11 protein-coding genes are annotated in these 15,330 nt (G+C 56.8%); 6 read left to right on the top strand and 5 right to left on the bottom strand.

Annotated elements, in window-relative coordinates; translation table 11 throughout:
• Positions 1–5 precede the first annotated feature (5 nt).
• Genes egtD through EY643_RS15090 form a run of 3 tightly spaced genes read right to left on the bottom strand, consistent with a single transcriptional unit; the run spans position 6 to position 3,105 of the window.
• Positions 6–1,028 carry an L-histidine N(alpha)-methyltransferase gene (gene egtD, locus EY643_RS15100; RefSeq protein ID WP_240732729.1) on the bottom strand — a complete coding sequence of 341 codons (1,023 nt, stop codon included), beginning with the start codon at positions 1,026–1,028 and terminating at the stop codon, positions 6–8.
• Positions 989–2,308 (bottom strand): ergothioneine biosynthesis protein EgtB, encoded by a 1,320-nt coding sequence (gene egtB / locus EY643_RS15095; RefSeq protein ID WP_153240008.1) that lies wholly within the window; start codon positions 2,306–2,308, stop codon positions 989–991. The genes egtD and egtB overlap by 40 nt, the downstream gene beginning before the upstream one ends.
• On the bottom strand, positions 2,290–3,105 hold the full coding sequence (locus EY643_RS15090; protein ID WP_153240007.1) for a PhzF family phenazine biosynthesis protein: 816 nt from the start codon (positions 3,103–3,105) through the stop codon (positions 2,290–2,292). Before EY643_RS15090 ends, egtB begins: the two co-directional genes overlap by 19 nt.
• Positions 3,106–3,241: 136 nt before the next feature.
• On the opposite strand from EY643_RS15090, the gene EY643_RS15085 reads away from it, so the two are divergent.
• The 4 genes from EY643_RS15085 to EY643_RS15070 all read left to right on the top strand — a co-directional run bounded on the left by EY643_RS15085 (position 3,242) and on the right by EY643_RS15070 (position 9,041).
• Positions 3,242–4,099, top strand: a complete 858-nt coding sequence (locus EY643_RS15085; RefSeq protein ID WP_420841656.1) for a ThuA domain-containing protein — start codon at positions 3,242–3,244, stop codon at positions 4,097–4,099.
• Positions 4,100–4,163: 64 nt separating this feature from the next.
• Entirely contained in the window at positions 4,164–5,717 is a 1,554-nt protein-coding gene (locus EY643_RS15080; RefSeq protein ID WP_153240006.1) for a phospholipase D family protein, read from the top strand.
• Between the two features lie 26 nt (positions 5,718–5,743).
• Positions 5,744–8,209, top strand: a complete 2,466-nt coding sequence (locus tag EY643_RS15075; RefSeq protein ID WP_205743084.1) for an LssY C-terminal domain-containing protein — start codon at positions 5,744–5,746, stop codon at positions 8,207–8,209.
• Positions 8,210–8,270: 61 nt separating this feature from the next.
• Positions 8,271–9,041 carry a hypothetical protein gene (locus tag EY643_RS15070; RefSeq protein WP_153240004.1) on the top strand — a complete coding sequence of 257 codons (771 nt, stop codon included), beginning with the start codon at positions 8,271–8,273 and terminating at the stop codon, positions 9,039–9,041.
• 12 nt (positions 9,042–9,053) lie between these two features.
• Here EY643_RS15070 and EY643_RS15065 read toward each other — a convergent pair whose 3' ends face one another.
• Positions 9,054–10,865 carry a DUF3604 domain-containing protein gene (locus EY643_RS15065; RefSeq protein ID WP_153240003.1) on the bottom strand — a complete coding sequence of 604 codons (1,812 nt, stop codon included), beginning with the start codon at positions 10,863–10,865 and terminating at the stop codon, positions 9,054–9,056.
• Between the two features lie 188 nt (positions 10,866–11,053).
• Here EY643_RS15065 and EY643_RS15060 point away from each other — a divergent pair, with 188 nt between their 5' ends.
• On the top strand, positions 11,054–12,013 hold the full coding sequence (locus EY643_RS15060) for a SphA family protein (RefSeq protein ID WP_153240002.1): 960 nt from the start codon (positions 11,054–11,056) through the stop codon (positions 12,011–12,013).
• A gap of 37 nt (positions 12,014–12,050) precedes the next feature.
• Complete coding sequence (locus EY643_RS15055) at positions 12,051–13,031, top strand: outer membrane beta-barrel protein (RefSeq protein ID WP_153240001.1); 981 nt, start codon at positions 12,051–12,053, stop codon at positions 13,029–13,031.
• A 31-nt stretch (positions 13,032–13,062) separates the two neighbouring features.
• On the opposite strand, the gene EY643_RS15050 is transcribed toward EY643_RS15055, so the two are convergent.
• On the bottom strand, positions 13,063–15,324 hold the full coding sequence (locus EY643_RS15050; protein WP_153240000.1) for a fatty acid cis/trans isomerase: 2,262 nt from the start codon (positions 15,322–15,324) through the stop codon (positions 13,063–13,065).
• Positions 15,325–15,330: the final 6 nt, after the last annotated feature.

Here is a 15,330-nt window from a genome sequence, read left to right as displayed (position 1 = left end):
CGCGCTCAGTGGGCGGAAAAGTACTGCAAGCTGAAGTAGCTATTGTCATCGATCCAGTGCTCTTTGGCGGTGAGCCCCGCGGTGGCTGCCAACTGCGCAAAACCTTCCAGTGTGTACTTGTAGGAATACTCTGTGAGAATGCGCTCGCCCGCACCGATGGTGACCAGTTGGTCTGCGAACGCTACCTGCTGCTCCGATTCACTCTCCAGATGCATCTCGATTCGACAATCTTGCTCGTTGTAGAAGGCGACATGTCGAAAACCTTCCGGATCAAAGTCGGCACCTGTCAGTGTGTTGATGTGGGTGAGGGAGTTCAGGTTGAACGCCGCAGTGATACCTGCGGCGTCGTTGTATGCACGGTTCAATACATCGGGGTCCTTTTGCAGGTCGACGCCTATAATTAGACCGCCCTCATCCCCGATTGTCTGGCGCACATGACGGAGGAATTCAGCCGCTTGTTCAGGCGTGTAGTTGCCTATCGTGGAGCCCGGGTAGAAGACCAGACGAGGGACCCGGTCTAACTTCGCGGGCAATTGAATGCTCGACTTCATGTCGTCGGCGATCGGGTGGATGGGGATGTCAGTGAACTCGCTCTGCAACTGCCTTGCTGCATCGAACAGATAGTCCCTGGAAATATCTATGGGTACGTAGCAGGCCGGCGCCAGCGCCCTGAGTAAAAGGCGAACTTTGGCACAGCTGCCCGCGCCAGGCTCCAGTAACACGCGACCACGACCTGCGACCCTAGCGATATCGTCGGCGAAGCGCTCCAGCAGGAAAGTCTCGGTGCGCGTCGGATAGTATTCGTCAAGCCGGGTAATCTCGTCAAAGAGCTGTGACCCGTATTCATCATAGAAATATTTCGGGTTAATGTACTTGGGTCTGGCATTAAGCCCTGCGCCTATCTCTTGCAGTATGGCCAGGTCAGCTTCCTGGCTCTCGTTGTCGGTTGCGCTCGTTATTTTTCTTGTGCTCTGCGTAGTAGAGATGTCTACGACTCCCTGGCAAGTCGGACGCCGGTAAATTGCCACTGGTCCGGTGGATAAAAGAAATTGCGGTAGCTGTGGCGGTAGTGGCCCGGGCTGGTGGCGACGCTGCCGCCTCGCAACACGAGCTGATTCGCCATGAATTTTCCGTTGTACTCGCCGATGGCACCAGCAGCGGTCTTGAAGCCGGGGTAGGGGGTATACGCGCTGCTGGTCCATTGCCACAGGCTGCCTACGGGGTTGGCGGACTCTGGATGGACAGCAGGTCGAGCGCTGCTGGTTTCGTGCAACTCCGCCGCTGGCGATATCGTAGCGGCCATCTCCCATTCGAATTCGGTGGGCAGGCGACAACCCATCCAGCGGGCGAAGGCATCTGCCTCGTAGGCCGAGAGATGTGACGCAGGACGATGTGGGTCTAGTCTTACCAGACCATGCAGCGTGTATTCCCACCACTCGCCTTCTCGCTGCACCCAGTAGAGCGGGGCCGGGCTGTGCGGCGACGCCTGCAAAACAGCCCAGCCGTCTGCCAGCCAGAGTTCGGGGCGCTCATAGCCGCCGTCTGCCATAAACGCCATGAACTCGCTGTTGGTCACGAGCCGGTCAGCCAGTTCGAAGTTGGCGACATACTGCTTGTGCCGAGGCAGCTCGTTGTCAAAACAGAAGCCGTCGCCACGGTGTCCGATCTCTAATAGTTGTCCACCGTAGGCCCGCCATTGCAAAGCGTCGGGCTTGTGAGCGGGTGGCAGTGGGTTGGTGTCGTAGGCGGTATAGAGGGGGTTCTGAAACAGGCAGTATTTCAGGTCGGTGAAGAACAGTTCCTGATGCTGCTGTTCATGGTGACATCCCAATTCCGTGCGCGTGAGAATATCGGTGGATTCGCCAGCTGCCTTGCTTTCCAGAAGGGACAGCATCGCCTGGTTTACGTGGCGACGATAAGCGTACACCTCCTCCACGGTCGGCCTCGAGAGCAGGCTTCGTTGGTGACGTGGGTACTGTCCTCCCACGCCGTTGTAGTAGGAGTTGAATAGATATTCGAAGCCAGGGTGGTATTCGCAATAGTCCTGCGCATATGGCTTGAGCAGGAAGGTCTCAAAAAACCAGCTTGTGTGCGCCAGATGCCACTTGGCGGGGCTGGTCGAGGCCATGGCCTGAAGGCCGTAGTCTTCTATCGCCAGAGGCGCGCAAATTTCCTCTGAGTAATTTCTAACATCGAGATAGCGTTGGGCGACGCTGTTGGCCTGGGTGTTCTCAATCTGTGCGCTCTTGGAAGGAGCACGCGAACGGGGGGCGGCAGATACAGCTGAGTCTATGTCGATACTTGCCATCTGGCCCTGAAATCCCTGCTTTCGATCAGTCGGATGTTGCCGCTGATAGACACACTATCATCTGTATTCTTTGCCGTCATCCTGCCTCCCGAAGATGAACACTGTATGACATCGAAAGACGACAGCCCGGCCGCACGCTGTAAATGCGGGGCGAGCACGCGCAGTGCGGATCCCGTCGCCATGTCTTCATCGTTGCCGTACTGCGGCGCGAAGTAGCGCATTCGCACTACTTTGTCCTGATACTGCCACAGTAATACTGCCTGCTGGGTATGACGGGTGATTGCCGCTAGATCGACCTCGAGTTCGGCAATGTTGACCGCGTTGTCAATGTGCAACAGCAGGTAGCCGTCAGCGCGGGTTGTGGCAGCGGCCCCGGCAGGTGTGATCTGCTTGCCCTGTTGGCTGGCGAGTGTGCGGGCCCAGAGAGGGAGTTCTATGTCGACGGTCGCCAGCGCCGGCAGGTTCAGCCACGTCTGCAGATTGCCCTGAGGGTCAGGTGTACGCTGGGCTGAAATACCCTCTCCGAGTGAAATTCGGGAGTGCTCTCCTGTCGCGAGCAGGGCGTGAGCTGCCGCGAACAAACCGTGGCCACAGCATTGGATACGCTGGTTCCACTGCTGGCAGGCTACCCGGTAGCTTTCGCTGCCGAGCAGTGTCACCTGACATTGAGCCAGTGCCTCAGAGAAGAGTTGGCTGGAAGTGTCGAGCCCGGCTGCGGCTTTCCTGGCTCCGCTGATCGCGGCGAAGTTGCCTTCTCTAAGAGGGAGATCGTGGAAAACCTGGTATATATCTATCATCGACAGTGATTCGGCCTGAACTCAGTTTTACTTTAACACCGCCAGGCCCCCGCTGCAGTTCACTGTGTCGGGGAGTAATATTCGCTATTATGTAGAACGAATTGCGGCGAAGAATGAGGTAGTGACATTGGGTAAGGTGTTGAAGTGGTTAGGCCTGGTGCTGTTGGGCCTGGCGATCGTGTTGGCGGTATTCATTTGGAGAGTGGGTGCATGGGGTGCGCTGTTCCCTTCCAGTGATCATGATGTCGAGGCGCCAGTACTGCCGGCGCTGACGGCGCCGGCGGTACTGGTATTCAGCAAGACCAATGGTTTTCGCCATGTGGAGGCCATCGATGCCGGGGTGCCGATGTTCAAGGAAATTGCCGCTGCTGAGGGCTGGAGCCTTTTCCACACGGAGAATGGCGCTGTATTCAATTCCGATGACCTGGCGAAGTTCGACCTCGTGATATTCCATTGCGCCACGGGTGACATGCTCGCCCCTGCACAGCAGGCGGCGTTCCGCGATTGGCTGGAGGGAGGTGGTGCCTGGATGGGTATCCACTCTGCTGGCGATGGTTCCCACAAGGCTTGGCGCTGGTATACCGAGACTTTGATCGGAGCGGACTACAACGCCCATATTCTACAGCCACAGTTTCAGACCGCCGATGTTGTTATCGAGCAGCCCGAGCATCCCACTATGCAAGGGCTGCCGGGTGATTGGTCGCACGAGGAAGAGTGGTACTCCTGGCACAGCAGCCCGCGTCTGGCGGGTGTGAACGTTCTCGCTACCGTGGACGAAACTACTTACATACCCGTGGCAAAAATGTTCGGCTCGGAAAAAGACCTGCGAATGGGCGACCATCCAGTGATCTGGAGCCGTTGTGTAGGGAAGGGTAGTGCCTTCTATTCAGCACTGGGCCACAGCGGCAGTACCTATGCAGACCCCCAGCACCGTCAACTGCTGCTCAATGCCATGCGCTGGTCTGTCGGCGAAGGCTGTTCAGGTCAGAGATAAGTGAGTTTTACCGTCTATACTTCGGATAACTTCCGGTCGTTCTATGTGAGGAGAGCAAGCGACGATGCAAAGAGATAGCCTACCCCGGGTGCTACACGCACCCTGGATTCTATTGTCGTTTCTTATTGTGTTGGCAGGGTGCAGTTCGGCAGGCCTCAAAGAAGATCGGCCTGAGCGCATGGTCAGTCACGCTCTCGAACCTGCAAAAAGTGGCGTCCTCGCTGATATGGCGGCGGAAATCGCCCGGGAACACGGGCAGGACCGCTCTGGATTCAAGATATTGGACAGCAGCTATGACGGTTTGTTGTGGCGGCTGGCGATGATCGATTCCGCCACCACCTCGCTGGATATCCAGACCTACCTCTGGTATCCCGATTTCAGTGGTCGCCTAATATTGGAGCGAGCGATTCTTGCGTCCCAGCGCGGCGTCAAGGTGCGGCTGATTGTCGATGACCTTATTCTGCATGGCCACGATCAGTTGATCGCCAACCTGCATGCAGCACCCAATATCGATTTCGGTTTGTTCAATCCCTGGGAGAACCGCGGGACCATGGCAAATCGGGCCGGTGAAATGCTCGCCCAGATGGAGCGCCTGAATACCAGGATGCACGACAAGTTGATGATCGTCGATGGGCATGCTGTCGTCGTCGGTGGCAGAAATATCGGCGACCACTATTTCGGGCTTAGTGATACCTACAATTTCCACGATACCGACTTGTTAGGCGTCGGCCATATCGCACAGCAGGCCAATGGCATGTTCGATATGTTCTGGAACAGTGAGTGGGTGGTCACGGCGGATGCACTCACCACTGAACCTGATCGTGACATCGCCCGGGAACAGCGCAAGGTTCTGCAGGACTCAGCAGCCAACGCGCCGGTACTGGCTGCTTTTCCCAGAAGCCCAAAGGATTGGACAGAGGACTGGCGGGCGCTTGCGCCAGAGCTCCGTATAGGCCGCAGTAAGCTCGTCTACGATGAAGCGGCAGCGGAGCAGATTACCCAGACGATGAAGAACGGCATGTTCAATTTCTTCAATCTGGCGCAGGAAGAGCTTCTGATTCAGAACGCCTACGTTATTCCGCAGGAAGAAGCGCTAACGTTTATCCAATCCAAGACCGACGCTGGCGTGCGGGTTAGGCTGATGACCAACTCGCTTGCTTCTCATGATGTACCCGCAGTAAACAGCCACTATGAGCCCTGGCGTGATGATTTTGTCCGGGTGGGTGTGGACCTGTGGGAATTTCGTGCTCATCCGGAGATACAGAAAAGCATCATTGATGTGGCGCCGGCAAAAGCGGAGTTCAGTGGCTTACACAGCAAGTGCGCGGTGGCTGATCGACGATATGTGTTCATCGGTTCGATGAACCTCGATCCACGTTCCCGGAATATCAATACCGAGATGGGAGCGATGATCGACTCGCCGGCGCTGGCCGAAGACCTGGTGAAAATCCTGGAGCGAAATATGAGCGGTGCGAATGGTTGGCATGTCCAGATGAACAGCGAGGGCGACCTTACCTGGCAGAACGACACAGAGACTCTGGACAGGCAACCGGCGCGTGATACGACCCAGCGTGTGATGAACGTGTTGATGAAACTTGGTCCTCGGGACCAGTACTGAAGCTGACGCTGGAGAGGGGACAGCACGTGACCCATAGCACTCAGAGTGTGGTGCGATTGATGCGTAGTTCTGCATTATATCTGCTGTTGTTGCCGATAATTGTGGCCTGTGCATCCCGGCCGTACGACGGTGCTGCCGTAGGCAGTGCCGATTTCTTGCAGCGCGCTGTGATTCTTGAGCAAGGGGATATACGGGTATCGGCGGCGGTACCCACCGCAGAGGAGGCTGCCGCCCTCACCGGGCTTGATCTCTATGCCCAGGGGATACAGCCTATTTGGTTGAAAGTTGAAAACCGCAGCCCGACGCGCGCCCGGATGGTGACGCACAGTATTGACCCGGATTACTACTCGCCAATTGAAGTCGCCTATATGAACCGGCGGGGTTACAGCAGCCAGGGCTACGACGCCATGCAGCGCTGGTTTCATGAGAACAGTATGCCCCGCTTTGTTCCGCCGGGTGAGACCCGCAGCGGCCTTGTCTTCTCTCACCTGCGTCCCGGCTCCAAAGCTTTTAATCTGAACTTGATCCACGGGGGCACCGCACTGGACTTTACGTTCTTCGTGCCACTCCCGGGTTTCGTGCCTGATTTTCTCGAGGTGAACTTTGACTCGCTCTACACCTCAGCCGAAACCGCTGAGCTCAGCCCTGCTGAATTGCGGACCAGGCTCGAAGAGGAACTGGCCTGTTGCGGTACCAATGTAGAAGGGACTGAATACGGAGCGCCTTTTAACGCAGTTTTAGTGGGCACTGGACAAGCCGTGCGGCGCGCCATGTTACGAGGCGGCTGGCTGGAGACGTCGCGCGAGACGGAAGCGCTTGATCGAGCGAGATTGCAGTCCTACCGTGGCCGTGAGCCCGATGCTATCTTTACCCAGTGGCGCCGGGACGGTAACGAACGAATTCAGATGCATCTGTGGTTGGCACCCTGGCAGGTGGATGGAGAGGCCGTCTGGCTCGCCCAGGTCTTTTACTACGCCGACAGTCTCAGACTACTCTCACTTCTCGAGGGCGAAGGCCACAGCACCGGTGGATCATTGTTTTTTGCGCGCGAAAGCGTGACCGCCGATATCGATAGCGCTCAACGCTTTCTGTTTCAGAACCTCTGGTATCACGGGTCCCTGGCGAAGGTGGCCTATGTGACGGGTGTTGGCGAAGTCTCCATCGAAGAACCGAGAACCGGGTTCGGTGGAGAGGCCTATTTTACCGATGGATTGCGGCTGGTGGCCTTTCTCTCAGAGGATACGCTTGCGCTGGATGAAACTCGATTCCTGTTTGATGGGCAGGCGGGGGTGAAGAAGAGTGAGGCGGCCTTGTTTGATGGGCGCCAGGTGTCACCGCCCAACGACCGGCTGCATATTGAACAGAAAGGTCATTTAACGATTGCCACCGCCGTGCCGAGTAAGGAGGAGACCCGTGCAATATTCGGCATGGATCTCTATGCCAGGAATATCCAGCCGGTCTGGGTGCAGGTGGAGAATAAGAGTGAGTCTATGATGTACCTCACTCCCATGGGCGTCGACAGGGCTTACTTCACACCTCGAGAGACAGCTCATCGCAGTCGGGCCGACTACACCACGGGATTCGCCAGCCGTTTCGAAAGTGTCGGTCACGCCAGGCTGGCAGTGGCGCCCCAGAGTATCCAATCCGCCTACATATTCACCCGCGTTGACGAGGGTACCAAATCATTCAATGTCGATGTCGTGGGCGATGGCCGCGCGTATCTAATGAGCTTTCACGTGCCGGTTCCTGGTTTGCGCCTGGATCACCACGAAGTGGATATTGCAGCGCTCTATCCCCAGGAGAGCGTCCGTGATGTGACTCTTGAACAACTGGTTGCTGAATTGGAGACAATGCCCTGCTGCGTGCGCGATTCAGCCGGCGAGGACAAGGGCGACCCACTGAATATTGCCTTTGTTGGCGATGGCCGTGATATGTATTACGCGCTGATGCGGGCAGGGTGGGATGAAACGGAGACCATTTACGGGACCTCATTGCTTAAAACTGCAGCATCGGCTCTCCTGGGTGACACTTACCGGTACTCTCCGGTGAGTGCTCTTTATGTGTTTGGCCGCGGTCAGGATGCGGCCTTGCAGCGGGCGCGGACGAGCATCAACGAACGCAATCACCTGCGAGTTTGGATGTCGCCCCTGCGCCACGAGGGCAAGCCAGTGTGGATCGGGCAGATTAGTCGCGATATCGGTGTGCGCTTTACCCGCAAGACGATTACCACGCACAAGATAGACCCCGACGTGGATGAGACCCGTGAGTTCCTGCTGGAAGACCTGGCGTTTAGCCAGGGCATCAAAGCATTCGGCTATGTCGGCGGTGTGGGAAGCGCTGACTACGATCAGCCACGCGGCAATCTGACGGGCGATCCGTACTTCACCGATGGGAACAGGCTGGTGATGTGGCTGTCGCATGAGCCGGTGGGCCTCGATGAAATCCTTCCCCTGAATCTGACGCCCTACCACACAGGCCACATAGGCCCCTAGTCAATACAACCCCGATTTTCCCCACAATATGTGTGTAATCCAGCTTCTATGAGGCTGGCAGATGATGAATAATACGCGCAATGAAGTTGAGGAAAGCGCAGTGAAGCACAACTCCACCTGGAAATTGATCGCCGGGCTTCTGGCGGCGCTAACATTAGCCGGATGTAAAATTGAAGTCACCGTGCCGAGCGGGGGCAGTGTCGTTACTGCGTCCGGGAATTTCCGCTGTGATGCCGGCGAAACCTGTACGGTTGATGTGTACGACATTTTCTTCGCTGAAGTCTTCGAAGCGGTGCCAGCTCAGGGGCAGGTGTTTACCGGGTGGCGCGAAAGACAGCGGGGCCTTTGCGGTGGCAGCCTCGACGCCTGTTCGCTGGAAACTGCCGGTATGGCCGACAATCCAAGCCTCATGGCCGTGCTGGAGTCAGACCAGGTTTTTTATCTCGAGCCGGTGTTCGAAAAGCAAGCGCCGTACCTGATTCTGTATGGGGGTGAGGAGCAGCAGTTCTTCCTGGGTTGCATCAACTGCCCGGCGGCGCACTTTGAATCTGTATGTAACGCCAACGGCAGTTATGGTTCACCATATGCTGCCTATAGTATCTGGAACGAGTCGGGCGACTTCGGCTCGCCTTATACTAACTTCAGCCCGTGGAATATCTTCGCCACAGCAGCGCCGGTAATCTACGATACAGATGGTCTTTTCTACGGCTATCTGACGGCTAATCCCAGCCAGCAAGGCAGAACCCGTCTGTCATTGCTGATACAGCTAACCGACTTCGCTGCCGACCCCCAGTACACACTGGCATCAGTTCGCGCCTGGTTTTGCGGCTGACGGGATACTCTTTTAGGGCCGATACCAGATAGGAGAAGACCACGCCCGCTCCTGAATGGTGGCGGGTACATCGTCCAGCAGGGGAAGGCCGGCACGAACTGCGTCATAGGTCGTCCAGCGCGGTGTAGGAATCTCCAGTACACGCACGTAGTACAAGGCGGGAACCTCCGGATCAAACTCCGGGTCCTGCCACACGGTGGCCAGCTCAGTTGCGCCGATGGTGTTGCGATAGGTAGCGGTGTTCAGGTCGACGGTGTTGCCTACTGCAGCCAGTTTGCCATCGCTGCCGCGCTCGCGATCATCCGACCACGCCACATCGAAAACCTTGTCTTGCAGGCCGCCTGATGCGTCGATCCAGCCTTTGACGACCTGCACCCGGTCGAGGTTGGCACCGAGCGCGTCTTTGCTAGCCATTACCAGGAATCGGGGCGCACGGCCTCGCGCGGGCGCTTCCAGATCGCCTCCCATGGGCACGCCTTTTTTGTAAGCGCGTTTAATAGCATCGCCTTTTGTGTGCAGGTCTTCGTCAAACTTCCAGCTACCAAAGAAACGCAAACCGATGCGCGGACCTGAGGTTGCGAACGTCTCGCGATTGTAAATGGCATCCCACAGGGCGGGGCGCGTGTTGCTGGGTGCCCACACGCCGGTAATGGAGCCGATGCTCAGCTCGCGGCTGTTTATCCAGCCGGTAACACTGCCTTCGCGACGGGCCTTTACGGTGCCGTCTTCCGGGCCATGGGCGCCGACGAAATTGTCTTCGTCGACGTCACTCATCATGCCATTGTGATTGTCGGTACCGCCGACAAAACCCAGTTTGAAAGGGTTGGTGCCCAGGCTCTGCTCCAGGGCCAGGCCCTTGGTGACACCTGAACGGACAAAGTAGCCCTTGGCGAACGTGCGGCCGCTGGCATTCTGTATGGAGTCCGCATTTTCAAAATCGGCGAATTCGTCTGCGGCCCAGAACTTTCTGTGTACCTCGGAATTACCCTTGACCTGCAGCATTTCAATAGCGCGCTCGTATGCCGCGCGCTTTTCCGCGTAGGCACTATCAAGCGGTTCGCCACTGGAGTTGTTGTCGGGAAACATCATGCCTTTACTGGCGTTGGAGTTGTGTGGAATGGCCATTCCACGAATGCCCGCTTGCTCGAGCCGAGCCAGCCAATCCCAAAGTCCCTCCTCGCGATTGATGTCGATATAGCTCATCGGTAGATCGGGTGCCTTGTCGCCCCGGAACAGGATATTGCGGTGCAGGTTTCCGCCCTCGGGCGCAGCGCTCCATTCGTAGGCGATGAAAGTGGTGAACTCTCCAGGCCGATTGTGCGATTCGGCAGCGTCAATAGCCAGCTTCCAGGCGCTGCGGGTGGTTTCTTCGCCTGCGTAAAATTCCGGATGTGAGGGCTTGGCGCCGCGGTTATTACTAATGACGTACTTGAAAAACCACTGCTCCCGCTCCTCTATGTCTTCGAGCTGGCGCAGCTGCTGTATGAGCGGATTATCGTGACCAGGGGCGTCCGCGTTGAGCGCCGAGTACATTTCACCTATATATTCGGCATGATCAGTAACCGCGGCGAAATCGAGTGGCCGGCGGATTTTGTGGGGAAGTCCATTCACTATTACTGACTCGCCGCGCGCAGCGCGGTAGGCGTCGGAAGGTGTTTGCCGCGTGCCACCGATATAGGCGTCAAGGGAGTACGCGGTGTGCATATGGGTCTCACCGAAGTAGAGGTTCCGCTCCGGATTTTGCTCAATGTCTGTAGCTGTGACCGACGTCAGTGGAACCAGCGCCAGGGCGATGCCGAGGGACATTTTCTTGAGATTCACCATTACTTGTCTCCGTGCCTGTTTTTCAAAAAGAGTAGCCATTGCTAAGTTGTGCCCAGGCATTTCGCTTTGCAGTAAGCGCTCTATTTGATCGCGATAATGTCTGGCAAGTCCCGGTCAGTTTAGACTAGTATCTGACTTAATTCCTCGGGTATTGGATGTCGCTTTCAGTGAAATCGAGTTATCAGACAATGCTATCGCGCACCTTTGCGACGCTGGCTATTACCACGCTGTTTACCGGGTCAGCTCTCGCCGAAGAAGGTGGCAGTGGCCACTATTTTCCCGGCTCCATGTCTTCCTTCATAGACGGTATTCCTGCCTCGGAGACAGTCATATTCCGTCTGAATGTGCTGGATTATGCGGGCGAGTTCGACTCCGATGTCACTGTGCCGGTGGCAGGGCTGGCCGCGCTTGATGTGGAGGTTGATTCGTTTGCGGTAGGTCTCACTGGAGTATGGCGCCCACCCATTGATTTGGGTGAACGCTGGAGCTATGCCGCTGCCATCACAGTGCCCTTCGTAGATATAGAGGTCGAGGCGGACGTTCGTGTGCCCGCCGACCCGCAACAGCGAACGGTTCGCCGTAGCGATAGTGACTCTGGCCTCGGCGACGTACTGTTGTTTCCCCTGATGCTGAATTACAACGTGAGCCCCGCGCTCAACTACAACTTTCGCGTCGGCCTATATGCGCCCACCGGCGACTACGAGGTAGGCCAACTGGCCAATACAGGTAAGAACTACTGGAGCATCGAGCCCACTGCTGCCATGGTCTACCTGAACCCGAAAAGCGGACGCGAGTTTTCGGCGTTCCTGGGGGCCACGTTCAATGAAGAAAATGACAAAACGGATTATGAGTCTGGCACCCAGGCGCACCTTGAGGTGACGGCCTCCCAGCATTTCCCGCTGTGGGGCGGGCTCGGGGGCGCTGGACTCACCGGTTTCTGGTACAAGCAGATCACAGGCGATAGTGGCGATGGCGCCAATTATGGTGACTTCAAAGCCAAATCGCTCGGTATTGGGCCGGTGGTTTCGTGGGTCGGTGATGTGGCCGGGGTCAGTACCGTTGCGTCATTCAAGTGGCTACACGAATCGGGTGTAGAACGTCGCCCTGAAGGGGATACCCTGTTTTTGAAGATCGTGACCAAGTTCTAGCCACGAGCGAAATTTGAAGTTACTAAAGAGACTAGCTATGAATTCAGGGTTCCGCTGGCTTACGAGCGCGATTAGGACGACTGCGATACTGGGGCTGGTGTCAGCGCAAGTTCTGTTTAACCCAGCCCAGGCCAGTGAGGAGAACCCTGGATTCGTTCAGCAGACAATCAATGCGTTTGAGAGCAGTGACTTCCGGTTTCAGCGGGGCATCTCTCACGTTCCGTTTCCGCCTATCGCCTTCCTCACAGGTACCCACTATAGCGACATAGAGATAGAGGCCGAGGGGAAAGATTCTCTTAAGTACGATGTTGATCGCTTCTCGCAAATGGCGGCTGTGCCTTTTCTCTTGGGTAAACGAGATGCTGTGTTTGTCGGCGAGTATGTCAGCCGCTCTGACTTCAGTTTCTCAGATGGCCGTGACGATGTAGGAGTGACCAGTATCGGCCTGCCAGTCGGGTGGATTCGCCAGGTGAATCCCGAGTGGCAGACCGCTGCCTTTGTGATGCCGCTAGGGCACGACAGCGATATGCCCGGCAGTGACTGGGACTGGCAGTATCTGGGAGGCGCCTTCGCGCGCTATGTGCAAAGCGATACGTTGTGGTGGGCTTTTGGGCTCTACGCAGACGTTGGCGGTTCTGGTGACGATTTTTATATTCCCTACCTGGGAGCGTCCTGGACGATTGACGAGAGCTGGACGATCAGCGCGGTGATGCCCTGGCCGGCTATCCTGTACGCGCCCAATGATCGGTGGATGGTGCGGCTGGGCGTTTCGCCCTCAGGAGCGTCCTGGTCAGTTGATAGTGAGTCGCAGAATGTTGCTGTCAATCTCGACGGCTGGGATGTGGGCCTAGGCGTCGAGTATCGCCTGGCTGGCAGCTTCTGGCTGGGAGCCCGCGCGGGCTATGGTGGCTTGCGAGGGCTTCGCCTGGAAGACAGCGAGGTGGAAGAGCCTGATCTGGACTTCGGTTCAAGTGCGTTTGTGGGCTTGCAGTTGAACTTTCGGCCAGCGGCTCTCTAGTGAAACAGTGCCATTGGCGCCGCAGTGGCCGCTACTGCGCCGCGTATCGGTTGTAGTCAAACAAGCCGAACTCAATCCCATCCTGTTCCCGCGATATGCGATGTAGCTTGTCGCTCAAGTGCCAGAACCACGGCACATCGCGTCGCACACCGTAGCGTGCTTTCAATTCGGCGAGGTCACCAAGGGATTCCATGGCCTGTACCTCGGCTGCGAACAGTGGAATTTGCTTTTCGTTCACCTGGAAAAAGTAGTTGGGATAGGCGCCAATAAATCCGCTTACTACGGTCAATGAGTCCTCCGCAGGGATGCGTCGTTTTTGTTCCTTGAACAGCTGCGCGATATTGCTGTAGCCCGAGTTGGCTATCAGCGTATAGGCTTCATCACGTTGTTCACTAATCACGTTGAGAAAACTGACCTGGGGCAGAAAACTGTTGTGTGCGCCTGTGGCGAGTTCCAGTTTACGCAGCGCCTCGGTGGTGACGCTAGACGCCTGGGAGTGGTAATCGTAGCGCTTGGCGGTGGCGCCATGGATACGCCCGCGCAAGGTTTGCAGCAGCTCGTTCTTTGGGTCGCTGGTCTGGAATTCAATATCTGATGGCCTTGCGCTCAACTCGCTGCTGTCGTCAAAATATTTTCTGGCCCCGTGCGGCGCGTCGCGATACCAGTAATTCCAGAGCTTGGGTCGTTCGTCGGCGGGCAGGTACATCAAAAAATTGAATTCGCCCTCCATCCGCAGGAAGTCCATATACAGCCTCGACTCTAACTGGTGGGCTACAGCGCCATAGACATCGAAGCCGGCTGCAAGCAGGTAGTGGATTTTCTCCAGCAGCGGGTAGCTGATCACCCAGGCTGTTTTCGGTGTTTCGCCAACAAAGCCTTTCACCACGGACGCTGTGTCAAAGTGTCTGAAGATCGTCAGAGCTGCGTTGGCGTTGTTTCCGTCCCCATCCCAGATAGCGTCGAGATCCAATTTCCGCTCGTCGCGGTTCAGCTCTTTCTCGATATATTGTGCCCTGGCCTCATGATAGCTTCTGTTTGCCTTGGCGTATTTGCGCCAGCTGAGCAGGTCCAGCAATGTGCCGGTGCGTGGTTCCGGCAGGTACAGGTTGTCCATTTCACGCGCGAGAAAATTCGCATCTTCTACCGGATCCAATTTGTCCGGATTGGCAAACATCACCCAGAAATGGTCGTCGATAACATTGAGCGCTATCTGGCCGCGGCAGACCGGGCCTTTGATGAAGTTCATGATGGTGAATTGAGCTTCACCCAACAGGAAGCGGTAGCGGGCTGCAACAGGGATTGCCTCAAATCGCTTGAAGGGGTTCGAGGTGGTGGCGGCGTCGAAGCCGGGAAGAGTATCGAGCTGCCAGGGATCACCCAGAAAAAGTTCCCGGTACTCTTCGAGCCGCGCCTGGTCCAGGCGGTAGGGCATGTGTGTTTTTGCCAATGGAGCTGTGGGCATGCGCTGCAAGCGATAATAGAAATGTCCGGCACCCGGGTCGTCGTAGGGCCGGCGGGTGGCGATCACATCTATCGGCTGTCCAGGGCCAGTGCGCGAGCGAATCAGGCGAAACCAGGCTGGCTGCTCTTCTACTTCCAGATAGAGGCTGGCCAGGAAGAGGTGCTCGTACAGATAGCGCGCAACGAGTTGTGAGCGTTTGTCATCCGTATTAAGAAAAGTCTCCCAGTGCTGCAAAGTAGCCTGCTGCTGCGCGGACAGAGCATCCATTGAAGCCGCGGGTGCGCCTTCCTCCAGCCATGAAATCAGGGTGTTGTGTTCATCCTGGTTTAATCCCGGTAGTCCGTAGGGCATGCCCCACAGAGGATGTTCCCGGGCGTAGCTATCGAACTCTTCCTGAGTTGGGCAGGTCTGGTCGCGATAGAGTGAAAAATCAAAGTCGCGAGTCAGATCTTCATTCGTGGGCAGGGGGTTTTCCTGCTTTAGCTCCAGTAGACGATACATCACCCCTTGTTCGGGGGCTTCTCTGTCGATAACGGGGTGAAAACCCTTGGCTCGCCACTCTTGCTCAGATTGGGCGTCATCGAATAGCCGGGTCAGATCGGCCGCGCGCAGGCGAGTCCCGTCGTATATCGGGGCCAGGGTGCCACCGCGAACCAGGCCCTCATTGGCCTCCAGCTTTAGCTGACAAGGTGCGTCATAACAGCCGTGGCAAACGATGCAGCGTTGCTCGAGAACGCGTTCTGCGGCGGCGGGATCGCTGGCCGCCTTTGCGGTAGTAGAGAAGACGCTGGCGAGCAGGAGGGTGGCAAAGTAGGTGGTCAGTTGAGGCATAGGTAA

It is taken from the genome of Halioglobus maricola, assembly GCF_009388985.1.
GTDB lineage: Bacteria > Pseudomonadota > Gammaproteobacteria > Pseudomonadales > Halieaceae > Halioglobus > Halioglobus maricola.
Note: the sequence above shows the minus strand (reverse complement) of the source record. Positions and strands in the feature narration are given on the sequence as shown.